This window comes from Streptomyces sp. KM273126 (assembly GCF_004337435.2).
GTDB classification, from domain to species: Bacteria; Actinomycetota; Actinomycetes; order Streptomycetales; family Streptomycetaceae; genus Streptomyces; species Streptomyces acidicola.
The window spans coordinates 3571851-3597321 of record NZ_SJXB02000001.1; the positions used below are offsets into that span (position 1 = coordinate 3571851).

24 protein-coding genes are annotated in these 25471 nt (G+C 70.5%); 15 read left to right on the top strand and 9 right to left on the bottom strand.

Annotated elements, in window-relative coordinates:
• Positions 1-13: 13 nt before the first annotated feature.
• The gene (locus tag E0500_RS15455; protein ID WP_131563960.1) at positions 14-430 is read right to left on the bottom strand and encodes an ATP-binding protein; all 417 of its coding nucleotides are present in this window, start codon (positions 428-430) and stop codon (positions 14-16) included.
• A gap of 133 nt (positions 431-563) precedes the next feature.
• On the opposite strand from E0500_RS15455, the gene E0500_RS15460 reads away from it, so the two are divergent.
• Both E0500_RS15460 and E0500_RS15465 read left to right on the top strand, forming a co-directional pair.
• Positions 564-1496 (top strand): helix-turn-helix transcriptional regulator, encoded by a 933-nt coding sequence (locus E0500_RS15460; protein ID WP_131563959.1) that lies wholly within the window; start codon positions 564-566, stop codon positions 1494-1496.
• Positions 1459-1650, top strand: coding sequence for a DUF397 domain-containing protein (locus E0500_RS15465; RefSeq protein ID WP_131563958.1), 192 nt, complete (start codon positions 1459-1461; stop codon positions 1648-1650). The genes E0500_RS15460 and E0500_RS15465 overlap by 38 nt, the downstream gene beginning before the upstream one ends.
• A gap of 161 nt (positions 1651-1811) precedes the next feature.
• Here E0500_RS15465 and E0500_RS15470 read toward each other — a convergent pair whose 3' ends face one another.
• From E0500_RS15470 to E0500_RS15490, 5 genes are read right to left on the bottom strand one after another with little or no spacing between them, the layout of a single operon-like run.
• On the bottom strand, positions 1812-2798 hold the full coding sequence (locus tag E0500_RS15470) for an ABC transporter ATP-binding protein (RefSeq protein WP_131563977.1): 987 nt from the start codon (positions 2796-2798) through the stop codon (positions 1812-1814).
• A gap of 8 nt (positions 2799-2806) precedes the next feature.
• Positions 2807-3799, bottom strand: a complete 993-nt coding sequence (locus tag E0500_RS15475; protein WP_131563957.1) for an ABC transporter ATP-binding protein — start codon at positions 3797-3799, stop codon at positions 2807-2809.
• Positions 3796-4803 carry an ABC transporter permease gene (locus tag E0500_RS15480; RefSeq protein WP_131563956.1) on the bottom strand — a complete coding sequence of 336 codons (1008 nt, stop codon included), beginning with the start codon at positions 4801-4803 and terminating at the stop codon, positions 3796-3798. Before E0500_RS15480 ends, E0500_RS15475 begins: the two co-directional genes overlap by 4 nt.
• A complete protein-coding gene (locus tag E0500_RS15485) occupies positions 4800-5870 on the bottom strand; it encodes an ABC transporter permease (protein ID WP_258572788.1) in 1071 nt (356 codons plus the stop codon). The genes E0500_RS15480 and E0500_RS15485 overlap by 4 nt, the downstream gene beginning before the upstream one ends.
• 3 nt (positions 5871-5873) lie before the next feature.
• Positions 5874-7766 (bottom strand): ABC transporter substrate-binding protein, encoded by a 1893-nt coding sequence (locus E0500_RS15490; protein WP_131563955.1) that lies wholly within the window; start codon positions 7764-7766, stop codon positions 5874-5876.
• A 537-nt stretch (positions 7767-8303) separates the two neighbouring features.
• On the opposite strand from E0500_RS15490, the gene E0500_RS15495 reads away from it, so the two are divergent.
• The 7 genes from E0500_RS15495 to E0500_RS15525 all read left to right on the top strand — a co-directional run bounded on the left by E0500_RS15495 (position 8304) and on the right by E0500_RS15525 (position 15268).
• The gene (locus E0500_RS15495) at positions 8304-8828 is read left to right on the top strand and encodes a hypothetical protein (protein ID WP_181587014.1); all 525 of its coding nucleotides are present in this window, start codon (positions 8304-8306) and stop codon (positions 8826-8828) included.
• Positions 8829-8894: 66 nt separating this feature from the next.
• The gene (locus E0500_RS15500) at positions 8895-9269 is read left to right on the top strand and encodes a VOC family protein (RefSeq protein ID WP_131572126.1); all 375 of its coding nucleotides are present in this window, start codon (positions 8895-8897) and stop codon (positions 9267-9269) included.
• 247 nt (positions 9270-9516) lie between these two features.
• Positions 9517-11136 (top strand): ABC transporter substrate-binding protein, encoded by a 1620-nt coding sequence (locus E0500_RS15505; RefSeq protein ID WP_131572127.1) that lies wholly within the window; start codon positions 9517-9519, stop codon positions 11134-11136.
• A 6-nt stretch (positions 11137-11142) separates the two neighbouring features.
• The gene (locus E0500_RS15510; protein ID WP_131572128.1) at positions 11143-12066 is read left to right on the top strand and encodes an ABC transporter permease; all 924 of its coding nucleotides are present in this window, start codon (positions 11143-11145) and stop codon (positions 12064-12066) included.
• A complete protein-coding gene (locus tag E0500_RS15515) occupies positions 12059-13060 on the top strand; it encodes an ABC transporter permease (protein ID WP_258572790.1) in 1002 nt (333 codons plus the stop codon). Before E0500_RS15510 ends, E0500_RS15515 begins: the two co-directional genes overlap by 8 nt.
• Before the next feature lie 191 nt (positions 13061-13251).
• Positions 13252-14226, top strand: coding sequence for an ABC transporter ATP-binding protein (locus E0500_RS15520; RefSeq protein ID WP_131569171.1), 975 nt, complete (start codon positions 13252-13254; stop codon positions 14224-14226).
• Complete coding sequence (locus E0500_RS15525) at positions 14219-15268, top strand: ABC transporter ATP-binding protein (protein WP_131569173.1); 1050 nt, start codon at positions 14219-14221, stop codon at positions 15266-15268. Before E0500_RS15520 ends, E0500_RS15525 begins: the two co-directional genes overlap by 8 nt.
• A 151-nt stretch (positions 15269-15419) precedes the next feature.
• Here E0500_RS15525 and E0500_RS15530 read toward each other — a convergent pair whose 3' ends face one another.
• A complete protein-coding gene (locus E0500_RS15530) occupies positions 15420-17540 on the bottom strand; it encodes a S9 family peptidase (RefSeq protein WP_131569175.1) in 2121 nt (706 codons plus the stop codon).
• Positions 17541-17700: 160 nt separating this feature from the next.
• Between E0500_RS15530 and E0500_RS15535 the strand changes: the two genes are divergently transcribed.
• The 4 genes from E0500_RS15535 (at position 17701) to E0500_RS15550 (ending at position 21778) form a co-directional block, all read left to right on the top strand.
• The gene (locus E0500_RS15535) at positions 17701-17895 is read left to right on the top strand and encodes a hypothetical protein (RefSeq protein WP_131569177.1); all 195 of its coding nucleotides are present in this window, start codon (positions 17701-17703) and stop codon (positions 17893-17895) included.
• Positions 17896-17985: 90 nt separating this feature from the next.
• A complete protein-coding gene (mshB, locus tag E0500_RS15540) occupies positions 17986-18942 on the top strand; it encodes an N-acetyl-1-D-myo-inositol-2-amino-2-deoxy-alpha-D-glucopyranoside deacetylase (RefSeq protein ID WP_131569179.1) in 957 nt (318 codons plus the stop codon).
• Positions 18943-19021: 79 nt separating this feature from the next.
• Entirely contained in the window at positions 19022-19459 is a 438-nt protein-coding gene (locus E0500_RS15545) for a DUF6113 family protein (protein WP_309505065.1), read from the top strand.
• Positions 19460-19708: 249 nt separating this feature from the next.
• Positions 19709-21778 carry a hypothetical protein gene (locus E0500_RS15550; protein WP_220141413.1) on the top strand — a complete coding sequence of 690 codons (2070 nt, stop codon included), beginning with the start codon at positions 19709-19711 and terminating at the stop codon, positions 21776-21778.
• A gap of 78 nt (positions 21779-21856) precedes the next feature.
• Here E0500_RS15550 and E0500_RS15555 read toward each other — a convergent pair whose 3' ends face one another.
• Positions 21857-22720 carry a transglutaminase-like domain-containing protein gene (locus E0500_RS15555; protein WP_181587015.1) on the bottom strand — a complete coding sequence of 288 codons (864 nt, stop codon included), beginning with the start codon at positions 22718-22720 and terminating at the stop codon, positions 21857-21859.
• Between the two features lie 17 nt (positions 22721-22737).
• Positions 22738-23784, bottom strand: coding sequence for a GNAT family N-acetyltransferase (locus E0500_RS15560; protein ID WP_131569187.1), 1047 nt, complete (start codon positions 23782-23784; stop codon positions 22738-22740).
• 140 nt (positions 23785-23924) lie between these two features.
• Here E0500_RS15560 and fdxA point away from each other — a divergent pair, with 140 nt between their 5' ends.
• Complete coding sequence (gene fdxA, locus E0500_RS15565) at positions 23925-24254, top strand: ferredoxin (protein ID WP_131569189.1); 330 nt, start codon at positions 23925-23927, stop codon at positions 24252-24254.
• A 96-nt stretch (positions 24255-24350) separates the two neighbouring features.
• Positions 24351-25445, top strand: coding sequence for a bifunctional succinyldiaminopimelate transaminase/glutamate-prephenate aminotransferase (locus tag E0500_RS15570; protein ID WP_131569191.1), 1095 nt, complete (start codon positions 24351-24353; stop codon positions 25443-25445).
• Positions 25446-25471 lie beyond the last annotated feature (26 nt).

Here is a 25471-nt window from a genome sequence, read left to right on the forward strand (position 1 = left end):
GCCTGTGGACAACTCACGCCTCGTCCCCGTTCCCCTTCGGTGCGACGCTGAACCACACGGCCTTGCCGCGCGGGTAGTCCCGAACACCCCAGTGATCGGCGCACGCCTCGACGATGCCGAGCCCGCGTCCGCGCTCCTCCTCGTTCGAGGGCGTACGCAGTGCCGGTGCGCCCGAACCGTGGTCCCACACTGTGACGCGGAAGTCCTCCGAGGTGCGTTCCATGCTGACGTAGGACTCCTGGGCGGAGCAGCGGTAGGCGTTGGTGACGACCTCGGAGACCAGCAACTCCACGGTATCCACGATGCAGTTGAGTCTGGCGGCGGCGAGGATGCTGCGGATCGTCGCCCGGACTACCCGTACGGCGCGAGGGTCGTGGGGGATGGTGAGACCGTAGGCCCAGAGGGGCTGGGGGGTTTCGGGCGTGCGCATGTGGCAGCCTCCCAGTTGTGTGCATGCTGTGACTGGTGCCATACGTAAGGTGGCGGCGCGAGTTATTGATATACAACCTCCTTGAAAGTTGGTGTGTGGTTGGGTGATATTTCCGGCTGGGCGAGGAGGAGTTATGGGGCTGAGGGCGAACCCGACGTACCGCCAGCGGAGGTTCGGTGCGGAAGTGCGTGCGATTCGCGAGCGCGCGGGGCTCTCAACGGCTGAGGCGGCGGGTGTCATGGGGATGCGGCAGTCGCACATCAGCAACGTTGAGGCGGGCCGGACGAGCCTGTCGCCCGAACGGCTGCGTGCCCTTGCTGCGGCCAATGGTGGTGAGAACACCACCCGCACTGATGCGCTTGTGGAGCTGGGGCAAGCGTCCGGAAAGGGCTGGTGGACCGAGTACCGAGAGCAACTACGGCCGTCGCTGCTGGACTTGGCCGAGCTTGAGGATCGGGCGGTGAACATCGTCTGCTACGAGCCCATGTTCATCCCCGGCCTGTTTCAGTCACTGGCGTACGCGACAGCCGGCTACCAGGGCGGCTACGCCCTGTCATCGCGCGAACAGCAGGGCAAGGAAGTCGACTTCCGTATGCAGCGCCAGCGCGTGCTCAAGGGGGAACGGCCGCCACGGATTCATGCGGTGATCCACGAAGCGGCCCTGCACGTCTCGTGGGGGAGCTCCGAGATCATGCGTGACCAGTTGCTCCGGCTGATCGAGGTGGGGCGGTTGCCGAACGTCACGCTCCAAGTGCTCCCGTTCGATGGGCGGGTGGGCTTTGGAACATCCTTCACGCTGCTGGAACCGGCTGTACCGCAGCTCAGCACGGTGGTCGTCGAGCACGTCGAGAAGCCGCTGTACCTGGGGGATCCGGAAGCCTTGGCCAGGTACCGCAACTGGTTCGCTAGGCTGTGCGAAGCGGCGCTGCCTCCGCTGGCACCCGAGGTCAACACCGAGGCGTACCTGGTGAAGAACTCCTTGGGGCTGATCCAGCGCCTCCTCTACCCCTTGCTCCAGGAGGAACCGCATGTCTCAGCTCACGTGGCAGAAGTCGAGCTTCAGTGAACCTGGCGGCGACACATGCGTTGAGGTCGCCCTCGACCGAATAGGCCTCCGCCTCCGCGAGAGCGTCGCTCCCGGCACCGTGGCCACCCTGGCACCGTCGGCCCTTGTGGCACTGGTCGATTGGGCCAAGGGCGAGGCGACGTCCGGAGGTTGACCCCGGGGGGCCGTGTCCACGGAGGTGGTGTGCCGGCTGAACTGCGACACATTCGGGAATTGTGCTGCACTTGCGGGTTCGCTTGCCTGCTCGCAGTCGCCGTACACCACGTCCGTTGGCGTGACCGAGGTGCCGTCCCGAGGCTGTCCAGGCGGCGGCCGTCAGACGGCGGCCCGCGCCCAGTGACAAGCCACCTGCGCCCCGCCACCCCCGTCCAGCACTTCCAGCTCCCGGCCGCGGCACGCCTCCGCCACGCCCGCCCGTTCCGCCTCGCCGCTCGCCAGGATCTGGCAGCGGGCGTGGAAGCGGCAGCCAGAGGGGATTCGGGACGGGTCCGGGGGCTCGCCGGTCAGGACCACAGGGTCGCCCGCGGCGTCCGGCAGGACGGACAGCAACGCCTGGGTGTACGGATGCCGGGGTGCCGTCAGCACCTGCTCGACGTCGCCGGTTTCCACGATGCGGCCCAGGTACATCACCGCCACCCGGTCGGCGATGTTCCAGGCCAGGCCCAGATCGTGGGTCACCACCAGCGCGGACAGCCCCAGTTCGGTGCGCAGGCGCAGCAGCAGGGCCAGGATCTCGCCGCGCACGGAGGCGTCGAGTGAGGCCACCGGCTCGTCGGCGACGATGAGTTCGGGCTCCAGGACGAGCGCGCCCGCGATCACCACGCGCTGGCGCTGGCCTCCGGACAGCTCGTGCGGGTAGCGGAGGAAGAAGCGCTCGGGTGGGCGGAGGCCTGCGCGGGACAGGGCCTGCGCTACCGCTGCCCGCTCGTCTCCCGCGTAGCCGTGGATGCGCAGCCCTTCGGCCACCGCGTCGTACACCGTGTGGCGTGGGTTCAGTGAGCCGCTCGGGTCCTGGAGCACCAGCTGGACGCGCCTGCGGTACGCCTTCAGGGCCCGCGAGGAGTACTCCAGCGGCTTCCCGCCGAAGCTGACCCGCCCCGAGGCCGGCGGCACCAGGCCGAGCAGCGAGCGAGCCAGTGTTGTTTTGCCGCAGCCCGACTCGCCGACCAAGGCCACGATCTCCCCGGCCCGGATGTCGAGTTCGACGCCGTCCACGGCCCGGGCCGTTGCGGTGCCGTGCCGTCCGGGGAAGGTCACGTGCAGGCCCTGGGCGCTGAGCAGGGGCGGTGGTGCCGTTGTCATGGGGTGGTTCATGGGGTGGCCCCCTTTGTCGCGGCGGCCGGGCCCGTGACCGGCGCCTCCACGTGCACACAGGCCGCCCGCCGCCCCGGACCGGCGTCCCGCAGCGACGGGTCCTGTGCGGCGCAGGTGTCCAGGGCCACGGGGCAGCGCGGGTGGAAGGCGCAGCCGGAGGGCAGGGCGGACGGGTCGGGAGGGTCGCCGGCCAGGCCGCGCGGGGCGAACCGGGAGGCCGGGTCGCCGATGCGCGGGAACGCCGCCGACAGGGCCTCGCCGTACGGGTGCCGGGCGTGCTCGTGGACCTCCCGGGCGGGACCCTCCTCGACCACCCGGCCCGCGTACATCACCGCGAGCCGGTCGCAGAGGTCGGCGAGGACCGCCAGATCGTGGCTGATCATGATCAGGCCGAGGTCCTGTTCGGCGACGAGCTGCTGGATCAGGCGCAGGATCTGCGCCTGGATCATCACGTCCAGGGCCGTGGTCGGCTCGTCGGCGATGATCAGCCGCGGGTCGCAGGCCAGGGCCATGGCGATCATGACGCGCTGGCGCTGGCCCCCGGACAGCTCGTGCGGATACGCCGACGCCCGCGCCGCGGGCAGACCCACGTGCTCCAGGAGTTCGCCGGTCCTCTTCCGAGCCGCGGCGGCGGTCGCCTTGCGGTGCAGCAGGATCGGTTCGGCGATCTGGTCGCCGACGCGGTGCACGGGGTTCAGGGAGTGCATCGCCCCCTGGAAGACGATCGACGCGCCCGCCCAGCGCACCGCCCGCACCTGGCCCCACCGCATCGCCAGCACGTCCTCGCCGTCCAGCAGGACCTCCCCGCGGACCCGGGTACCGGACGGCAGCAGCCTCAGCAGCGCCAGCGCGAGCGTGGACTTGCCGCAGCCCGACTCGCCCGCGAGGCCGAGCTTCCGGCCCGCCGCCAGCGACAGGTCCACACCCCGCACCGCGGCCGCCCCGCCCGCGTACGTCACTTCGAGGTTCCGTACCTCCAGCAGCGTCAACGGGCCACCCCCAGCCTGGGGTTGAGAACGGACTCCACCGCGCGGCCGCACAGCGTGAACGCCAGCGCGACCAGGGCGATCGCGATGCCCGGCGGCACCAGGTACCACCAGTCGCCGGAGCTGACCGCGCCGGCCTCGCGCGCGTCCTGGAGCAGACCGCCCCAGGACACCACCGTCGGATCGCCCAGGCCCAGGAAGGCCAGCGTCGCCTCCGCGAGGACGGAGGAGGAGATCATCAGCGTCGTCTGCGCCAGCACCAGCGGCATCACGTTGGGCAGCACGTGCCGGGACATGATGTGCCAGTGGCCGCCGCCGAGCGCCTTCGCGCGTTCGATGTACGGCCGCGCCTCCACCGCCAGTGTCTGTGCTCGCACCAGGCGGGCCGTCGTCGGCCAGGACGTCACGCCGATCGCCAGGACGATCGTGCCGAGCGAGCGCGACATGACGGTGGCCAGCGCGACGGCGAGCACCAGCGCCGGCATCACCAGGAACCAGTCCGTGATCCGCATCATCACGGTGGCGTACGCGCCGCGGAAGTGACCGGCCGTGATCCCCACGAGCGCGCCGATGGCCACCGACAGCACGGCCGCGAGCAGTCCGACGAGGAGCGAGACCCGCGACCCCCAGACGACCAGACCCAGCAGATCGCGCCCGAACTGGTCGGTGCCCAGGGGGAACTCCCCGCTCGGACTCTCCAGCGGCCGGCCCGGCGCGCTGGTCACACCGGCCACGTCGGAACCGACCGTCAGCGGCGCGGTCAGCGCTGTCAGCGCGAAGAACGCGAGCGCGGCCAGGCCGAGGAGCCCGGCGCGATGGGTGCGGTACTGCTTCCAGAACCGCGCGGCGGAGTGGAGGCGCCGCTGCCGGGCGAGGGCGCGGGGACCGCCCTTCGGGGGCCGGGGAGACGCCGGAGGAGTACCGGGCGGAGGTGACGGAGGAGTACCGGGCGGAGTCGACGGAGGAATCTCAGGCGAGGGCGACGGCGGTGTCGCGTCGGTCGTCATCGGCCCACCCTGGGGTCGAGCAGCGGATAGATCAGGTCGGCCAGCGTGTTCATCACGATCACCGCCGAGGCGAAGACGAAGAACAGGCCCTGGACCAGTGGGAGATCGGGCACGCTCAGCGCCTGGTAGAAGAGCCCGCCGAGGCCGGGCCAGGAGAAGACGGTCTCGACGAGGATCACGCCCGCCACCGTCCGGCCGAGGTTGACGAAGATCAGCGTCATGGTGGGCAGCATCGCGTTCGGTACGGCGTGCCGGCGCCGGACCAGGTCGTCCCTGAGCCCCTTGGCCCGTGCGGTGGTCAGATAGTCGCTGCCCATCTCGTCGAGCAGCGCCGAACGGGTGACCAGCAGCGTCTGCCCGTACTCGACCGCGACCAGCGTGATCACGGGCAGGACGAGGTGATGGGCGACGTCGACGACGTACGCGAAGCCCTCCTCGCCGCCGGACTCCATGCCGCCGGTCGGGAAGAGCCCGGGGATCGGACCCATGCCCACGGAGAACACGATGATGAGCAGCAGCCCCAGCCAGAACGACGGGACCGAGTAGAGGGCCAGCGCCAGACCGGTGTTCAGCCGGTCGCCGAGCCGGCCGCGGCGCCACGCCGAGCGGGTGCCGAGGACGATGCCGAGCGCGGTGTACAGGACGAACGCGGTGCCGGTGAGCAGCAGCGTGTTCGGCAGCGCCTCGGTGATCTTGTCGATGACGGGCGTCCGGAACTGGTACGAGGTGCCGAGGTCCCCGGTGAGCGCCTTGCCGCAGTAGTCCGTGAACTGCCGCCACAGCGGCAGGTCGAGCCCGAACTCCCTGCGATACGAGGCAAGTTGCTCCGCCGACACCTGGCGGCCGCCCGTCATGTACTTGACCGGGTCACCGGGAATCAGCCGGAAGAGGAAGAAACTGGTGACCAGGACGGCGAGCAGCGAGACGGCCGCGCCGCCCAGCTTGCCCGCCACGTGGCGCAGGTACGCGGTCCTGGTCCGCGCCCGTGCTGCACGGACCGATGCCCCGGCGGGGTCGGGGCCATCCAGCTGCCGGGCTGGTGTGGCTGGTGTGGCTGGTCGGTCCATCGGCTACTCGCGGTCATCGGCGGTGGCGCGGCGGCGCATCGCGAGGAACGCCCCGGCGCCCACGAGGACGACGACGCCCGCGGCGACGCCGATGACGACACCCGTGGAGCCGCCGTCGCCGGAGGAGCCGCCGGAGCCCCCGGAGTCTCCGCTGTCCGTCGGAACCGCCGACCACCAGCTCCAGTAGCCGTCCTGCCCGTAGATGTTGCCCGCCTTCCGCGGCATCGTGGTGATCGACTCGATCTGGTCCGTCCGGTAGGCCTCGACCGCGTTCGGATACGCCATGACGTTCATGTACCCGAGGTCGTAGAGCCGCGACTCCATCTGTTTGACGATGTCCGCCCGTTTGGCGGGGTCGTACTCGGCGAGCTGCCGCGCGTACAGCTCGTCGTACTCCTTGTCGCAGATGAAGTTGTCGGTGGCGCCGGTGTCCTCGGGGGTCGCCGGGAGCGCCCCGCAGGTGTGGATGGACAGCACGAAGTCGGGGTCGGGGTTGACGGACCAGCCGTCGAAGGCGAGGTCGTACGTGCCCGCGAGCCAGGGGTCGGTCACGTTGTCCAGACAGTTGAGCTTCACGCCGATACCGAGCTCGCCCCACCACTCCTGGAGGTACTTGCCGACCGCCTTGTCGTTGGGGTCGGTCGCGTGGCACAGGATCCGGTAGTCGAGCGGTTTGCCGTCCTTGCCGACGCGCTTGCCGTCGCTGTTCTTCCGGTAGCCGGCCTCGTCGAGGAGCCGGGCCGCCTTCGTCGGGTCGTACGCCAGTTCCTGGCTCGGGGACGGTTTCCAGAAGTATGTCGAGAAGCGCGGGGGGATGTAGCCCTCGCCCTCGACGGCGTGGCCCCGGAAGACCTTGTCGATGATGGTCCTGCGGTCGACGGCCAGGAACAGGGCGTTCCGTACCCGCTGGTCGAGCAGGGACGGGTCTCCGTCGCCGAAGCGTTCGCCGTCCTTGGACTGAGCGCCCGGGTTCGTGGCCAGAGCGTAGAAGCGGCGGCCGGGGGCGTCGTTGACGCGGATGTTCTTCTCGCCCTTGAGGGAGGCCGCCTGGGCGGGCGTCAGGGAAGGAGAACCGGCGACGAAGGAGACCTCGCCCTTGCGCAGGGCCGCCACCGCGGCGTCCTGGTCCTTGTAGTACCGGAAGACCAGCTCGTCGAACTTCGGGGCCCCGCGCCAGAAGTCCTTGTTGGCCTTGAGACGGACGTAGCTGTCGGCCTTGTAGCCGGTCAGGACGAACGGCCCGTTCCCGACGACGGGGAAGCTCTTGTCGTTGTTGAACTCCGAGAAGTCCGTGACCTTCTCCCAGATGTGCCTGGGCACGATCGGCACGTCGAGCGCGGTCATCGTGGCCTGCGGCTTCTTCAGCTCGATGACGAGCTCGGTGGGGCTGGGGGCGGTGACCTTGCGGAAGTTGGTGACGAAGCTGCCGTTGGCGGTGGCCGCGCCGTCGTCGGTCATCATCTTGTTGAACGTCCAGGCCGCGTCCTCGGCGGTGGCCTGCTTGCCGTCCGACCACCTGGAGTCGGAGCGGATCGTGTAGGTCCACGTGAGCTTGTCGGGGGACGACGACCACTTGGTGGCGAGACCCGGGACCGCGCGGGCGTCCCCGGGGTCGTAGTTGGTCAGGTACTCGTACGTCAGCCGGTGCATGCTCGTGCTGACCAGGCGGGTCGCCAGGAACGGGCTCAGCGAGTCGACGCTCTGCGCGACCGCTACGGTGAGGACCTTCCCGCTCTCCTTCGCCTCGGCCTGCTGGGGCGCCGGGCCGAGCGGAGACGCGAGGCCGGCCGAGAGCGCGAGGGCCGCGGTGCCGACGGCGACGAGCCGGGGTCCACGCAGCCGTGGGCCCCTGACGGGGTTCGGGCGCCCTCTGCCGTGCTGATCGTGTGTGTTCATGAATCCGTGACCTCGCGTCATCGCTCGTACAGCGGCGGCTTGTTGAACTGACTGACGGGGTGTGATCGGACGTGACCGGGTGGCGTCCGCCGGGTGGCGTCGGCTGGGTTGATGAGTGGTTCTATCAGCGCCGTCTGCGCACGTCAACGGCGCGTGGACCCCGTGTGGCCTGCGGATATGGCGAGGTGGGCGTTGGTGTCACGCCCATTGGTCCACACCGGTGACGCCACCCAGGTGGGGGACTGACGGTGCGAACGGCGGGCCGAAGCCGCTCAGGGCTCGGCTCGCCACGACGGTGATGATCTCGGGGGTCGCGTGCCCCGCCAGGTGGCCAGTTGCGGCGCATGGGGCGGGGCTTTTCCGAGCCTTTGGAAATCATAGGCGGTCTAGGTCAAATTGGGACTGCCTGGAATCCGCCAGCGACGCATACCAGCGCGCGACGATCGGGTGTCACGCCTCGTTCGCCGGGGGAACATCCGGAGCAGAACGGGTCCGTCGCTAAAGCGAGGTCTAATGGATCAGGGGTTAGCTGCTGTAATGGGCGCGTTGGTGGGTGCGTTGGCTATAGGGGGAGGGGCGTACGTATCGGGCATATATGCCAATAAGGCGCAAAAGGTTCAGGCGCGCCGCGGGGTCTATCACGCCTTTCTCTCCGAGGTGAACGCAATTGAGGCGCAGGTCGCGAAGCTGCAGGACCTCATGTTCTACAGCCTGCTCGACGAGGGGGCGGGTGGGGGAGGAGGGTGGCGGGGAAGGGCGCGGAGGAGGAGGTTCAAGGAGGAGCGTATGGATGCCATCGCGGTCGGCTTGGCGAACCTTGGGAGTGCTGTATCCGGCCTCGGGTCTCTGGAAATAGGGGTCCTTTTGGAGGGGCCTGACAGCGTCTCATCTCCTGCGAGCGAGGTGGCCCAGCAAATGTCCTCGCTGGAAGCAAGGGTGAGTTTTGCCCATTCGAACGGCCTCCATGATGACGGTGACATGAGGGAAACGATCAAGCGCGATTGTGCTGCGCTTAAAGAATTGGTCAGCGAGTTTCAGCAGGAGGCATCAAGGCATCTTTAGCGGACCTTGGAACTCCCGCGCCAAAGCTGCCCAGGCGACTACAACCGGCCTTATTGGAGGCGCCCGTTGAATCCCGTGATACACAACATCACCTTTGACTGCACCGGAGACCCGTACGATCTCGGCCTGTTCTGGAGCGAGCTGCTCGGACGGCCGCTGGCCGACGACGACAAACCGGGTGACCCGGAGGCCGTGATCGAGGACCCTGCCGGGGGTCCTGGCCTGCTGTTCGTCCGGGTGGGAGAGGGCAAGTCCGTCAAGAACCGGGTGCACCTCGACCTGCGTCCGCAGGGGCGCACCCGTGCGGAGGAGGTCGAGCGGGCGATCGGGCTCGGCGCCCGGCTCGTCGCGGACCACACCCGACCCGATGGCGGCGGCTGGGTACTGCTGGCCGATCCCGAGGGCAACGAGTTCTGCGTCGAGCGAGGCGAGTTGGGCTGATCCGTCAGTTGGTGCCGGTGCCGGCTCCGCCGTAGTGGCGGAAGGCGGAGGCCTCCACTGTCGGGGCCGCGCCGGAGAACGCCGGCGGCGGGGGTGCGAGCTCGTGCGTACGTCCGGATGGCGGTCAGCCACCCCCGGACGGGCGGAGTGCAAGTGCGTCATGTGCGTGATGGGCGGATATTGACCGGTAACGGAACCGGTAACGGAACAACGCCCGGCGCCACCAGCACTCACGAGGAGGCACTCCATGCGCGGAGCGACGCACGCCCGAGCGGTCGTATGCGCGGTGGCCGTCGCCCTCGTGGCGACGGCCTGCGGCGGTGGCGGCAGCGGTACCGGCGCGGTGCTCAGCTCCTCCTGGGGCGACCCGCCGAACCCGCTGGAGCCGGCCAACACCAACGAGGTGCAGGGCGGCAAGGTCCTGTCGATGATCTTCCGTGGTCTGAAGCAGTACGACCCGAAGACCGGCGAGGCCAAGAACATGCTCGCCGAGACGATCGACACCACGGACGGGAAGAACTACACGATCACCGTCAAGAAGGGCTGGACCTTCAGCAACGGCGAGAAGGTCACCGCCCGCTCCTTCGTGGACGCCTGGAACTACGGCGCCGCACTGAAGAACAACCAGCGCAACGCGTACTTCTTCGAGTACATCGACGGCTACGACAAGACCCACCCGGCCGACGGCGGCAAGCAGAGCGCCGACACCCTCTCCGGGCTGAAGGTCGTCGGCGACAGGACGTTCACCGTCAGGCTCCGGCAGAAGTTCTCCAGTTTCCCCGACACCCTCGGCTACAACGCGTACGCCCCGCTGCCCCGGGCGTTCTTCGACGACCACGCCGCCTGGCTGAAGAAGCCGGTCGGCAACGGCCCGTACCGGGTCGCGTCGTACACCAGGGGCTCCCAGCTCGCCCTGCGCAGATGGGACGCCTACCCCGGCGAGGACAAGGCCCGCAACGGCGGCGTCGACCTGAAGGTGTACACCGACAACAACACCGCCTACACGGACCTGATGGCGGGCAACCTCGATCTCGTCGACGACGTCCCCGCCTCCCAGCTCAAGAACGTCCACAGCGACCTCGGCGACCGCTACATCAACGCCCCCGCCGGCATCATCCAGACCCTCGCCTTCCCGTACTACGACAAGCGGTGGGGCAGGGAAGGCATGGAGAAGGTCCGCGAGGGTCTGTCCCGGGCGATCAACCGCGACCAGATCACCCGGACCATCTTCCGGAACACCCGCACCCCGGCCGTCGACTGGACCTCACCCGTCCTCGGCAAGGAGGGCGGCTACCGGGCGGGCCCGTGCGGCACCGCCTGCGTGTACGACGCGGCGGCGGCCAAGAGGCTGATCAAGGAGGGCGGCGGCCTTCCCGGCGGACAGGTCAGGATCACCTACAACGCGGACACCGGCTCCCACCGCGAATGGGTCGACGCCGTCTGCAACTCCATCAACAACGCCCTCGGCGACGACAAAGCCTGCGTCGGCAACCCGATCGGCACCTTCGCCGACTACCGCAACCGGATCACCGACCGGAAGATGACCGGGCCCTTCCGCGCCGGCTGGCAGATGGACTACCCGCTGATCCAGAACTTCCTCCAGCCGCTGTACTACACGGGCGCCTCCTCCAACGACGGCAAGTGGTCCAACCCCGATTTCGACAGGCTCGTCGACCGGGCCAACGCAGAGACCGACGCCGCCAGGGCGGTCGAGAGGTTCCGCCAGGCCGAGGAGGTCCTGCGGACCAACATGGCCGCCATCCCGCTCTGGTACCAGAACGGAAACGCGGGCTACTCGCAGCGGCTCTCGAACGTGGCGCTGAACCCGTTCAGTGTCCCGGTCTACGACCGGATCAAGGTCGGCTGACCGGCCGTGGGACCGTACGTCGTCCGGCGGCTGCTGCAGATGGTGCCCGTCTTCGCCGGGGCCACCCTGCTGATCTTCCTGATGGTCAACGTGATGGGCGACCCCGTCGCGGGCCTGTGCGGCGAGCGGAGCTGCGACCCGGCGACGGCCGCCCGGCTGAAGCAGGAGTTCGGCCTCGACCAGCCCGTCTGGCAGCAGTACCTGACCTACATGGGCAACGTCTTCACGGGCGACTTCGGCACCGCGTTCAACGGGCAGAAGGTCACCGAGCTGATGGCGACGTCCTTCCCGGTCACCCTGCGGCTGACGATCGTCGCGATCCTCTTCGAGATCGCCATCGGCGTCACCCTGGGCGTGGCCATGGGCCTGCGCCGCGGCCGGCCCGTCGACACCGGCGTCCTGCTCGTCACCCTCGTCGTCATCTCTGTCCCGACCTTCGTCACCGGCCTGCTGCTCCAGCTGCTGCTCGGCGTCGAGTGGGGCTGGATCAAGCCGTCGGTGTCGTGGGAGGCCGGCTTCGACGAACTGATCGTGCCCGGTCTGGTGCTGGCGTCCGTGTCGCTCGCCTACGTGACCCGGCTGACCAGGACGTCGATCGCCGAGAACGCCCGCGCCGACTACGTCCGTACGGCCGTCGCCAAGGGGCTGCCCCGGCACCGGGTGATCGTCCGGCACCTGCTGCGCAACTCCCTCATCCCCGTGGTCACCTTCATCGGCGCCGATGTCGGCTTCCTCATGGGCGGCGCGATCGTCACCGAGCGGATCTTCAACATCCACGGCGTCGGCTACCAGCTGTACCAGGGCATCCTCCGCCAGAGCACCCAGACCGTCGTCGGCTTCGTGACCGTCCTCGTCCTGGTCTTCCTGGTCGCCAACCTGCTCGTCGACCTCCTGTACGCCGTACTCGACCCGAGGATCCGCTATGCCTGAGCCCCAGCACCTGGAGCCGTCGTCGTACGTCCCGGGCGTGACCGCGGAGCTCGTCCCGGCCGACGCGGAGGTCCTCCGGACGGGACCGGGCGGCAGGGGTCCGCGGGGCCCGGACCCCACGGCCGTCCCCGCGGCCGCCGCCGAAGAACGGGTGCGCAGCCTGTGGTCCGACGCGTGGCACGACCTGCGCCGCAACCCGGTCTTCCTCGTCTCCGCGCTCGTCATCCTCTTCCTCGTCCTCATCGCGCTCTGGCCCCAGCTGATCGCCCCCGGCAACCCCCTCGACTGCGACCTCGCCAAGGCCCAGCAGGGCCCCGGGCCCGGCCATCCCTTCGGGTTCAACGGCCAGGGCTGCGACGTCTACACGCGCACCGTCCACGGGGCGCGGACCTCGGTCACCGTCGGAGTCTGCGCCACGCTCGGGGTCGCGGTCCTGGGCTCGGTCCTCGGCGGGCTCGCCGGGTTCTTCGGCGGGGTCTGGGACGCGATCCTGTCCCGTGTCACCGACGTCTTCTTCGCGATCCCGGTCGTGCTCGGCGGTCTCGTACTGCTCTCCGTGGTGACCAGCCCGACCGTCTGGCCCGTCATCGGGTTCATGGTGCTGCTCGGCTGGCCGCAGATCTCCCGCATCGCCCGCGGCTCGGTCATCACCGCCCGGCAGAACGACTACGTCCAGGCCGCCCGCGCCCTCGGCGCCTCCCACATGCGCATCCTGCTGCGGCACATCGCGCCCAACGCGATCGCGCCCGTCATCGTCGTGGCCACCATCGCCCTCGGTACGTACATCGCTCTGGAGGCGACCCTGTCGTACCTCGGGGTGGGGCTGAAACCGCCGAGCGTCTCCTGGGGCATCGACATCTCCGCCGCGTCCCCGTACATCCGCAACGCCCCGCACGCACTGCTCTGGCCCTCCGGCGCCCTCGCGGTCACCGTCCTCGCCTTCATCATGCTGGGCGACGCGGTGCGCGACGCCCTCGACCCGAAGCTGAGGTGACCGCGGCATGGTGCTGGAAGTGCGTGATGTGCGGGTGGGATTCGGGGTGCCGGTGGGGGATCGGGGCGGGTGTCGTCCGTGGGGCTGCCGGTGGTCTTCGGGAGCGTCGGCGGTCACGGTGCTTGCGTTCATCATGCGCGGCGGCGCGGGTGCGCGACGCCCTCGACCCGAAGCTGAGGTGAGCCGTCGTCATGCTGCTCGAAGTGCGTGACCTGCACGTGGAGTTCAGGACCCGGGACGGGGTGGCCAGGGCCGTCAACGGGGTCAGCTACGGCGTGGACGCGGGCGAGACGCTCGCCGTGCTCGGCGAGTCCGGCTCCGGCAAGTCGGTGACCGCGCAGGCGATCATGGGCATCCTCGACAGTCCGCCGGGCCGGATCACCGGCGGCGAGATCCTCTTCCAGGGCCGGGACCTGCTGAAACTCAAGGAGGAGGAGCGCCGGAGGATCCGCGGCGCCGAGATGGCGATGATCTTCCAGGACGCGCTGTCCGCGCTGAACCCGGTGCTGCCGGTCGGCGACCAACTCGGCGAGATGTTCGTCGTGCACCGCGGGACGTCGAGGAAGGACGCCCGCGCGAAGGCCGTCGAGCTGATGGACCGCGTCCGCATCCCGGGTGCCGCCGCACGCGTACGGGACTATCCGCACCAGTTCTCCGGCGGTATGCGCCAGCGCATCATGATCGCCATGGCGCTGGCCCTCGAACCCGCGCTGATCATCGCCGACGAGCCCACCACCGCACTCGACGTCACCGTCCAGGCCCAGGTCATGGACCTCCTCGCCGAGCTCCAGCGCGAGCTCACCATGGGGCTCGTCCTCATCACCCACGACCTCGGCGTCGTCGCGGACGTCGCCGACCGGATCGCCGTGATGTACGCGGGCCGCATCGTCGAGTCGGCCCCCGTGCACGACCTCTACAAGGCGCCCGCCCATCCGTACACCAGGGGCCTGCTGGACTCGATCCCCCGGCTCGACCACAAGGGCCGGGAGCTCTACGCCATCAAGGGCCTGCCGCCCAGCCTCATGGACATCCCGGCCGGCTGCGCCTTCCACCCGCGCTGCACGGCGGCCCGGGACCTGTGCCGCACCGACGTACCGCCCCTGCACGAGGTCACCGGCGAGCGCGGGAGCGCCTGCCACTTCTGGAGGGAGTGCCTGCATGGCTGACACCGTGGGCGAGCCGATCCTGGAGGTCAGCGGCCTCGTCAAGCACTACCCGCTCACCCGGGGTGTCCTCCTCAGGAAACAGGTCGGCGCCGTCCGGGCCGTCGACGGGGTCGACTTCACGCTCGCCAGGGGCGAGACCCTCGGGATCGTCGGCGAGTCCGGCTGCGGCAAGTCCACGCTCGCCCGGCTGGTGGTCAACCTGGAGCGACCCACGGCCGGGACCATCACCTACCGGGGCGAGGACCTCACCAAGCTGTCCGCCAGGGCCCTCAAGGCCGTCCGGCGCAACATCCAGATGGTCTTCCAGGACCCGTACACCTCCCTCAACCCCCGGATGACGGTGGGCGACATCGTCGGGGAGCCGTACGAGATCCACCCCGAGGCGGCGCCCAAGGGCGACCGGCGCCGCAGGGTGCGGGAACTGCTGGACGTGGTCGGGCTCAACCCCGAGCACATCAACCGGTATCCGCACCAGTTCTCCGGCGGCCAGCGCCAGCGCATCGGCATCGCCCGGGGGCTGGCGCTGCGGCCCGAGATCATCGTGGCCGACGAGCCGGTCTCGGCGCTCGACGTGTCCGTGCAGGCGCAGGTCGTCAACCTGATGGAGCGCCTGCAGGGCGAGTTCGGGCTGAGTTACGTCGTCATCGCCCACGACCTGTCGATCGTGCGGCACATCTCCGACCGGGTCGCGGTGATGTACCTCGGGCGGATCGTGGAGACCGGCCGGGACACCGAGATCTACGACCACCCCACGCACCCCTACACCCAGGCCCTGCTCTCCGCCGTGCCCGTGCCGGACCCCGGGGCGCGGGAGCACCGCGAGAGGATCATCCTCTCCGGGGACGTGCCCTCCCCGACCGCCGTCCCGTCCGGCTGCCGCTTCCGCCCCCGCTGCTGGAAGGCCCGGGAGCGGTGCGAGACGGAGATGCCGCCGCTGGCCGTACCCGCCGGGTTCCGGTACACCGCCGGGCCCGCCGCGCACGACTCTGCCTGCCACTTCGCGGAGGAGAAGCACGACGAGCACGCGTACGGCCCGAAATAGCCGCACAAATGGGCACCAAGTTCGTTAACACGCAAGCAACTTCACGGAAGCGGCACCGATATACGGACCGGCCAGTCTGTACAGCGTACGGCCGTGCGGGTGCCGTGAAACGGGCCGGGGCGCGCCATGTCGCCCCGGCCCGTTGCCGTATCTACGCCAGGCCCAGTGAACGCTTCAGGAAGTCCAGCTGGAGCAGCAGCAGGTTCTCCGCGACCGCCTCCTGGGGGGTCATGTGCGTGACTCCGGAGAGCGGGAGGACCTCGTGGGGGCGGCCGGCGGCCAGCAGGGCCGAGGACAGCCGCAGGGAGTGGGCCACCACCACGTTGTCGTCGGCCAGACCGTGGACGATCATCATGGGCCGGTTCGGCTCCGCGGCGCCCACCAGGCCGGAGTCGTCGATCAGTGAGTTCTGCGCGTACACCTCCGGCTGCTCGCCGGGGTGGCCGATGTAGCGCTCCTGGTAGTGGGTGTCGTACAGGCGCAGATCGGTGACCGGTGCCCCGATGATCCCCGCGTGGAAGACATCGGGGCGGCGCAGCACCGCGAGGCCCGCCAGATAGCCGCCGAAGGACCAGCCGCGGATGGCGACCCGTGTGAGGTCGAGCGGGAAGTCGGCGGCCAGGGCCTGGAGGGCGTCCACCTGGTCCTGGAGCACGACCGCCGCGAGGTCGTCCTTGATCGCCTTCTCCCACGCGGGAGAACGTCCCGGCGTCCCCCGCCCGTCCGCGACGATCACCGCGAAACCCTGGTCGGCGAACCACTGCGAGGTCAGATGCGGATTGTGCGCGGCGAGGACCCGCTGACCGTGCGGACCGCCGTACGGATCCATGAGTACGGGCAGGGGAGTGTCACCGGGGTAGTCCGTAGGCATAAGTACGGCGCACGGTACGCGTCGTGCGCCCCCTTGTGTCAGCGTCACGCGCGGGGACAGACCGGGATGTTCCGTATAAGAGGGGACCGTCGCCACTTGCTTGCCGTCCCGCAGCAACTGCACCTTGGTACCCGGCTGGTCCGGTACCGCCGAGGTCAGGACGGTCACTCCGCCCGCCCGCGCCGCCGAGTGCACACCGGGCTCCTGCGACAGGCGCTCCACACCCAGCTCGTTCACCCGGTACACATGCACCTGGCCGATCTCGGGGTCGTCGGCCGTCTCGCCCGCCGACGCCGAGACCAGCACGTCCTCGTCCGCCACGTCGAGCACCGCGCGCACGTGGAGCGCCGCACTCGTGAGCGGCCGGTCGCCCACCGCGAGCACCCGGGCGCCGCCTTCGTCGACGATGCGGACGAGCTGCCCGGAGGGCGTCCAGGCCGGCACCCCGGGGAAAAGATCAAGCCAATGTAGATCTTCGTCCGCGTGCACCATCCGAGTCGTCCCCGAGTCCGGGTCCACGGCCAGGAACAGCTGGCTGCGCTGGTTGCGGGCCTGCACAAGGATCAGCGGCGCACCTGCCGCTGACCAGTGAACACGCGCCAGATACGGGTAGCGCTTCCGGTCCCAGAGCACCTCCGTACGCACCCCGGCGAGGTCCACGACGAACAGCCGTACGTCCGCGTTGTCCGTGCCCGCCGCCGGGTACGCGACCTCCTGCGGCGCCCGGTCCGGATGCGCCGGATCGGAGATCCACCAGCGCTTCACCGGCGTGTCGTCCACGCGCGACACGAGCAGCCGGTCCGAGTCCGGCGACCACCAGAAGCCGCGCGAACGCCCCATCTCCTCGGCCGCGATGAACTCGGCCAGACCGTGCGTGACGTTCTCCGCTCCCTCCTCGGTGAGCGCCAGGTCGTTCCCGCCCTCCGCATCCACGACGCGCAGGGCGCCCCGCGCCACGTACGCGACGTACCGGCCGTCGGGGGAGGGGCGCGGGTCGATCACCGGGCCGGGGACGTCCAGCTCACGGGCCGTCCCGGCGCGCAGCTCGGCCACGAAAAGCCGCCCTGACAGGGCAAAAGAGACCAGCTCGACGGCCCTGTCGGTGGCGTAGCCGACGATGCCGGCGCCGCCCTCGCGGCTGCGTTCGCGGCGCGCCCGCTCCTCGGCGGGCAGCTCCTCCGAGGCGCCGTCCAGGAGGGCGCCCGGATCGGCGGCGATGCGTTCCTCGCCGTCCGTCATGTCGTACACCCACAGCTTGTTCGCGCGGTCGGTGCCGGAGGCCGACCGCAGGAACACCACACGGGAACCGTCGGGTGCGATGGCGAACGCACGCGGCGCGCCGAGGGTGAAACGCTGGGTGCGGGCCTGCCGGCGGGGGAAGGATTCGGGCTCGGTCGTCATGACCCGACCATATTGGCCATGCGCCCCCTTGTGCGGCTGTGCGCCGATCGATGCGCGCGCACCGATAGTTATGATCACTACCGCCATGTGGGTATGAACCCGCTGGCTGCTGTGTCGATTTACATATTCCGGTGCTCTGTTCTATAGGAGGTGAGCCGCCGTGGCACTCTCGATTTCGGCGGTGGTGCTGCTGGCGATCATCGTCTTCCTACTGATCAAGAAATCGGGGTTGAAGGGCGGTCACGCGGCCGTCTGCATCCTCCTCGGCTTCTACCTCGCCTCTTCCACCATCGCTCCGACGATCAGCGAGCTCACGACCAACATCGCCGGCATGATCGGCAGCATCAAGTTCTGACTCCGGGCACGCCCCGCGCCACCACCGCCTCGACCCTGTGAAGGGGCCGGGCCCGCCGTGGCGCGGGGCGTCGCCTCGTAGGGTGGGCCCATGAGCGATCTGTCCGCCCGTCGTCTGCTCCTTGTGCACGCACATCCGGACGACGAGTCGATCAACAACGGCGCCACCATGGCCAAGTACACGGCCGAGGGTGCCCAGGTGACGCTGGTGACCTGCACGCGCGGCGAGGAGGGCGAGGTCATACCGCCCCACCTGGCCCATCTCGCGCCCGACCGCGACAACGCACTGGGCCCGTACCGCGAGGGCGAGCTGGCCGAGGCCATGAAGCAGCTCGGCGTCACCGACCACCGCTTCCTCGGCGGCCCCGGGCGTTTCCACGACTCCGGGATGATGGGTGTCGAGCAGAACGACCGCGAGAGCGCCTTCTGGGCCGCCGACGTCGACGAGGCCGCGGCCCTGCTCGTCGAGGTGATCCGCGAGGTCCGCCCCCAGGTCCTCGTCACCTACGACCCGAACGGTGGCTACGGCCACCCCGACCACATCCAGACCCACCGCGTCGCCATGCGCGCCGCCGATCTCGCCGCCGACCCCGGCTTCCGTACGGACCTGGGCGAACCCTGGGAGATCGCCAAGGTCTACTGGAACCGGGTGCCACGCTCCGTGGCCGTCGAGGGCTTCGCCCGGCTGCGCGACGCGCTCGCCGAGCCCGGTCGGCTGCCCTTCACCAAGGCCGCCGCCGTCATCGACGTCCCCGGAGTCGTCGACGACTGGATCGTCACCACCGAGATCGACGGCGCGGCCTTCGCCGCCGCAAAGGCCGCGGCCATGCGGGCGCACGCCACCCAGATCACGGTCGCCGAGCCCTTCTTCGAGCTCTCCAACGAGCTGGCGCAGCCCCTTTTCAGCACCGAGTACTACGAGTTGGTACGCGGCAGACGCGAAGGGGGCGGACGGGAGACAGACTTGTTCGAGGGTGTCGATTTCGGGGGTGCCGAAGGCGTCGAGGGGAACGTTTCGGCGCCGGAACAGAACGGAGCGGCCCTCTGATGCGTACGACTGGGTATGACGGATGCATGGGGCGCACGTGGCGTACGTGCCGTTCGGCCGGTGCCGGAAAGACGGGTGCGTGGTGAAGGCGGTGGGACCGCAGGGGCACGGCGCGCAAGGCAGCGCGCTCGCAGAGCCGTTGACGATGCCCCCGGCCGGGCGGGTCGCCGCCTACGTGGGGCTCCTGCTGCTCGGTGCCGTGGTCGGGGCGGCCGGGGCACTGGTGCAGTCCGCCTGGGTCCCGGCCGGAGTGCTGCTCGCGCTGCTGGGTGCGGTCGGGCTCTTCCGGGGCGGCGCGTACGCGATGGGCACCCGGGCCGGGGCCGTGGCGCCCGCGGCCGGCTGGATGATCTCCGTCATCCTCCTCACCGCCACCCGTCCCGAAGGGGACTTCCTCTTCGCCGCGGGAGTCGTCTCGTATCTCTTCCTGCTGGGCGGCATGGCGGTCGCTGTGATGTGTGCCACGCTTGGCCCGGGGCGGCAACCGAACGACCCCGGTGCCCGACTTGCCAAGTGACGTACCACTTCGCCACTGAGCGTCGGTGGAGGGCCGGTGTGGGTTTCCCCGGCGGTCGTGGGATACGGGCGAGAAGTGGCCAGTATGGTGGTGCGCGCCGCCGAGCTGCCCGACGTGTGAGGTCGTCGCGGGCGGCGAAGCCGATCGGGAGAACCTGCCTTGAGTCGTGAAACTGACACTTCGTCCTCCGGGCCCAACGGGCACGGAGGAGCCGCGTACCCGTCGGGGACCCCGCCGTACGGGACCCCCATGGCTTCCGACGGCGCCGGTGACCCGGGCCGTTCGACGGCGGGCACGCGGCCGGAGGATCGCAAGAACGAGACCACGCAGACCACGCTGACCACGCGTGTTCGCATCAACATCCCCGGATCGCGCCCCATCCCGCCGGTCGTCGTCCGCACCCCGGTGGCGGAGGCCGAACCCGCGCAGGACGAGACGGTCAGCGAGTCGGAGACCACGGGCACCACGAGCATGCCCGTGTTCACGGACACCCCTGCGCCCTCACCGGAGCCCGCCGCGCCTGCCGACGGGAAGACCAGCGACTGGTTTGCGCCACGCAGGCCCGGCGCCGCCAAGGCCGGTTCGGGTGGCGGCGCCACCAACGGGGCCGGTCTTCCGACGGGTTGGAGCGCGGGGCCGACGGGTACTCAGGGCGGCTCGGCGAACGGATCCGGCGCGGGTGCCCCGGGCGGTCCGAACGGTCCGGGCGGCACGGGCCCGCGCGCGAACGGTGCCGGGCTCCCCGGTGCCACCGGCGCCGGACCCGTGGCGCCCGGCCACGGCGGCGGCACCGGCTCCTTCGACGTGTCGGCCGCGCTGACGGCCGGCTCGCGCCCCGGAGCCAAGCCCGACGGCGGCACGGGAGGGCGCGACGGCCTGCCGTACTTCTCGGACGGCGGCACGACGGGCCGGGACGACGGGCGCGGGCCCACGGGCGGGCCGAGCGGTCCCACCGGCGGCCCGGTCACCGGCGTCGGGGCAATGGCACCGCCCCCCGGTTCCGGCCCCGGCCCCGGCGGGGCCCTGGGCGTCGCCCCCGGCGGGCCCGGCACGGGCGCCGGACGTCCGGGCGGCGGGGCTCCCTTCGGCGGTCCCGGCCAGGACTTCTCCGCTCCCGGCGGCGGCCTCAGCGACGACACCGCGATCCTCACGCCTCAGCGCCCGGCGCCCGGTCCGGGCGCCCACGGCCCCGGCGGCCCCCGGGAGAACGTCTCCGGGGACACCCTGACCAGCGGCATTCCGGTGGTCCCGCCCGGTGCCCAGGACTCGCGCTTCGGACCGGGCGCCGCCGACGAGCAGTCGGGGCCGCACACCCCGCCGAAGCTGCCGGAGCCCGCCCAGTCGACCACGGCCGGCTCTTCGAAGCCCAAGAAGAAGGGCCGTAACAAGCTGGTGCTGCTGGGCGGCGGGCTCGTGTTCGTGGCGGCCGGTGTGTACGGCGCCGGGCTGCTCATGAACCACTCCGACGTACCCAAGGGCACCACCGTGCTCGGCGTCGACATCGGCGGCGGCACCCGCGACGACGCCGTCAAGAAGCTCGACAAGGTCCTCGGGGACCGCACGGACAAGGCGCTCAGGCTGTCCGTCGACGGCGACACCGTGTCGCTCAGGCCGGACCAGGCGGGCCTCCAGCTCGACGCCGACGCCACGGTCGGCGCCGCCGCGAAGAGCGACTACAACCCGGTGTCGGTGATCGGCTCGCTGTTCGGCCAGGAGCGGGTCATCGAGCCCGTCATGCCCGTCGACGGGGAGAAGCTGCGGGCCGCCCTGGAACGGGCCGCGGGCGGCTCCGCCTCGTCCGGCGACGGCACGATCAAGTTCGAGTCCGGCAGGGCCGTCCCCGTGTACGGCAAGGCGGGCAAGGGCATCGCCGTCGACCAGGCCACGCGGGCCGTCGAGAAGGCGTACCGCACACAGGTCGAGGCCGGCACGACCCCCCCTGTGACACTCCCCACCGCCACCAGGGAGCCGTCGGTCCCCAAGGCCGAGGTCGACCGGATGATGACGGAGTTCGCGCAGCCCGCGATGTCCGGCATAGTCACGGTCAAGGCGGGTGCGGCGGAGGTCAGGTTTAGCCCGGAGAACTCGCTGTGGAAGTTCCTCGGAGTGAAGGCCCAGGACGGAAAGCTCGTCGAGTTCTACGACAGGCCCGCGCTGAAGGAACTGTACGGCGGAACCTTCGACGGCGTACTGATCACGCGAGGCAACGGCCAGAAGACCCCGGTGACGCCCGAGGACGTGATCGGCGCCCTGCGTCCGGCCCTCCTCGGCAAGACGCCGGCGGAGCGCACGGCCGTGATCGAGACGAACCCGAGCTGACCGCCTGATCGTCACGTCACTGGCGGGTACCCGGTTCCGACCGGGTGCCCGCCAGTGACGTGCCCTCGTTGCGTCCGCTCAGTTGAGCATCGCCCGCGCCGCCCGTGCCTGCCCGCGTACCCGGTCGGCGGCCGGCTCGTCGACGGCCGAGACGACATCGGCGTACGCGTCGAGTTCGGCGGCGCCCCGCAGGTAGTCGCCGCGCCGGACGAGGAGCTGGGCGTGCTCGTGGCGCAGACGGGCGGAGTGGGAGGGCAGGAGCAGGGAGAGCTCCACGGCCCACAGCGAGACGTCCGTCCGTTCGGGGCGGGCGGCGGCCCAGGCGCGGATGTTGTTGAGGACGCGCTGCACCACGTCGAGCGGGGCGGCGGGCTCCAGCATCGACGGATCGAGTGTCGCCCCCGTGGTCCCCTGGACCAGCATCTCCGCGTCCCCACCGGTCAGGACGCGCCCTGCGTTGAACGGATCGGCGAGCACCTGTTCCCGGGAGGAATCACCGGGCGGACCGAAACCCACGACGAAGTGTCCCGGCAGGGCGATTCCGTAGACCGGCGCGCCCGCTCGCCGTGCGACCTCCATCCACACCACCGAGAGCAGGATGGGCAGCCCGCGCCGCCGCCGCAGCACCTCGTGCAGGAACGAGGACTCCAGCCGCCGGTAGTCGCCGGGCGAGCCGTGGAACCCGTGGCGCCCGCCGAGCAGTTCGGCCAGCGACTGAGCCCAGGAAGCGGCGCCACCGGGACGGAACGGCACCTGACCGGCCAGCCGGTCCAGCTCGATCTGCGCCGCGTCCTCCCCGGCCTCGTCCAACGTTCCGTCACCGGCCGCCCCCACCAGCAGGCACAGCGCCGCGAGATCCGGCCGCTCGGCCCGCGCCTCCTCCCCGAACCGACGCCGCACCTCAGCGGCCCGCTCCGGTTCCGGAGGCCGTGGAGCACCCATGTCTGACTCGTGCCCGGTCACGGCGATCGGTACGACTCGTCGGCGGGACCGCCGGTTCCGGCACCGGGCACGTCCGGCTCCCGATAGTGGTGGTACGCGTGGTGCGCCCCGAAGCCCATCGCGGCGTACAGCGTCCGTGCCCCCACGTTGTCCGTCTCCACCTGGAGCCAGCCGGCCGAGGCGCCCTCGTCCAGGGCCTGGCGGGCGAGGGCGGTCATGACGGCGGTGGCGAGGCCCTGACGGCGACGGGACGGATCGACCTCCACCGCCGAGAAACCCGCCCAGCGGCCGTCCACCACGCACCGCCCGATGGCCGCCGGAGGCGCGCCCGCCGGCCCCGGCACTGTCGCGAACCACACCGAGGGCCCACTCCCCAGTACCGCCAGCGCGACCTCGCTCACCCCTTTGCGCTGGTAGCGGCTCAGCCACGCCTCGTCCGCCACCGGCGACAGCACGACCCCGCCGGGCAGATCATGGTCGGCGACGGGCGCCAGGGACCCCATCCACAGCTCGGCCGTCACCTCCCGCGTCCAGCCCCGCCGCTCCAGCTCCGCGCACAGCGGCTCGTGCGTGCCCTCGGCGCCGGTGGCGAGCTGCAGGTAGGCGGGGAGCCCACGGGCCGCGTACCAGGACCGTATGTACGCCAGTGCCTCGTCCAGCGGCAGGCCTGGATCGCCCATCGGGAGCACGGAGTTGGCGCGCCGCGTGAATCCGGAGGCGGCCCGCAGCTCCCACTCGCCGAGCCGCTCCCGCTCCACCGGCTGCCAGCCCCGCGCGGCCACCCGCGCCAGTTCCGTGTACGAGGCCGCGGGCCCCCGCCGACGCGCCCGAGCAGCGGGGACGACCTTGCCCGCCACCAGCGACGACGCCGCGATCCGCACCCGCTCACCGGTCCGGCGCCTGATCACCAGCACGCCGTCGTCCCATGATGTGAGAACGCCCACCGTGTCGGTGAACTTCTCACCCTTGGGTGCATCTTCGTCAAGTTGCCGCACCGAGACGCGTTTACCCACGTCAGCAGTGGTGACACGGACTTCGAGCCGTCCGCCGGCAGAGAATTCCACGGGTCGGTCCACCCCTCCTGTTCGGATCATGCCCCAGAACGGAGATACTAGGTGCGGGCATCGACGACGCCGCGCTCCCGCGCGCCAGGCGGCGGAGCCTGAAGAGGCCCGCCAGCGCCCTATCGAGGAGGAACGACAGCGTGACCTACGTCATCGCAGAGCCTTGTGTCGACGTCAAGGACAAGGCGTGCATCGAGGAGTGCCCGGTCGACTGCATCTATGAGGGGCAGCGGTCCCTCTACATCCACCCGGACGAATGCGTCGACTGTGGTGCCTGCGAACCGGTCTGCCCGGTTGAGGCGATCTTCTACGAGGATGACACCCCGGAGGAGTGGAAGGACTACTACAAGGCGAACGTCGAGTTCTTCGACGAGCTGGGTTCCCCCGGTGGCGCGAGCAAGCTGGGGCTGATCGAGCGTGACCACCCCTTCATCGCGGGCCTGCCCCCGATGAACCAGGAAGAGAACTGAGCGGCCTCACCCGCGCAACCTCGGTCCCGTACGGCCCGATCGCCCTGATCGCCGTACGGGACCGAGGCGTACGTACGAGAAAGTGAGCCAGATCCCGTGTCCGCAGTCTCCGACCGCCTCCCCACCTTCCCCTGGGACAAGCTGGAGCCGTACAAGGCGACGGCCAAAGCTCACCCGGGCGGCATCGTCGACCTCTCCGTCGGCACCCCCGTGGATCCGGTACCCGACCTGATCCAGAAGGCGTTGGTCGCCGCGGCCGACTCCCCTGGTTACCCCACCGTCTGGGGCACCCCCGAGCTGCGGAACGCGATCACGGGCTGGGTGGAGCGCCGCCTCGGCGCCCGCGAGATCACCCACCGCCACGTCCTCCCGATCGTCGGCTCGAAGGAACTCGTCGCCTGGCTGCCCACGCAGCTGGGCCTCGGCCCGGGCGACCGGGTCGCCTACCCGCGGCTGGCCTACCCGACGTACGAGGTGGGCGCCCGCCTCGCCCGCGCCGACTACGTCGCGTACGACGACCCGACCGAGCTGGACCCGGCCGGCCTCAAGCTGCTGTGGCTGAACTCGCCCTCGAACCCCACGGGCCGGGTGCTCGGCAAGGACGAGCTGACCCGCATCGTCGCCTGGGCCCGTGAGCACGGCATCCTCGTCTTCTCCGACGAGTGCTACATCGAGCTGGGCTGGGAGGCCGACCCCGTCAGCGTCCTGCACCCGGACGTCTGCGGCGGCTCGTACGAGGGCATCGTCTCGGTCCACTCCCTCTCCAAGCGGTCGAACCTGGCGGGCTACCGCGCGGCCTTCCTGGCCGGTGACCCCGCGGTCCTCGGCCCGCTGCTGGAGATCCGCAAGCACGGCGGCATGATGACGGCCGCGCCGACCCAGGCCGCCGTGGTCGCGGCCCTCGGCGACGACGCACATGTCCGCGAGCAGCGGGAGCGGTACGCGGCCCGCCGCGTCCTCCTCCGCGACGCCCTGCTGAAGCACGGCTTCCGTATCGAGCACAGCGAGGCCAGCCTCTACCTGTGGGCGACCCGCGACGAGTCCTGCTGGGACACGGTGGCCCACCTCGCGGAGCGCGGGATCCTGGTCGCGCCCGGCGACTTCTACGGTCCTGCGGGCGACCGGTTCGTCCGTGTGGCGCTGACGGCGACGGACGAGCGGGTGGCGGCGGCGGTGGAGCGGCTCCGCTGAACGCGGACTGAACGCCCACTGGCCAC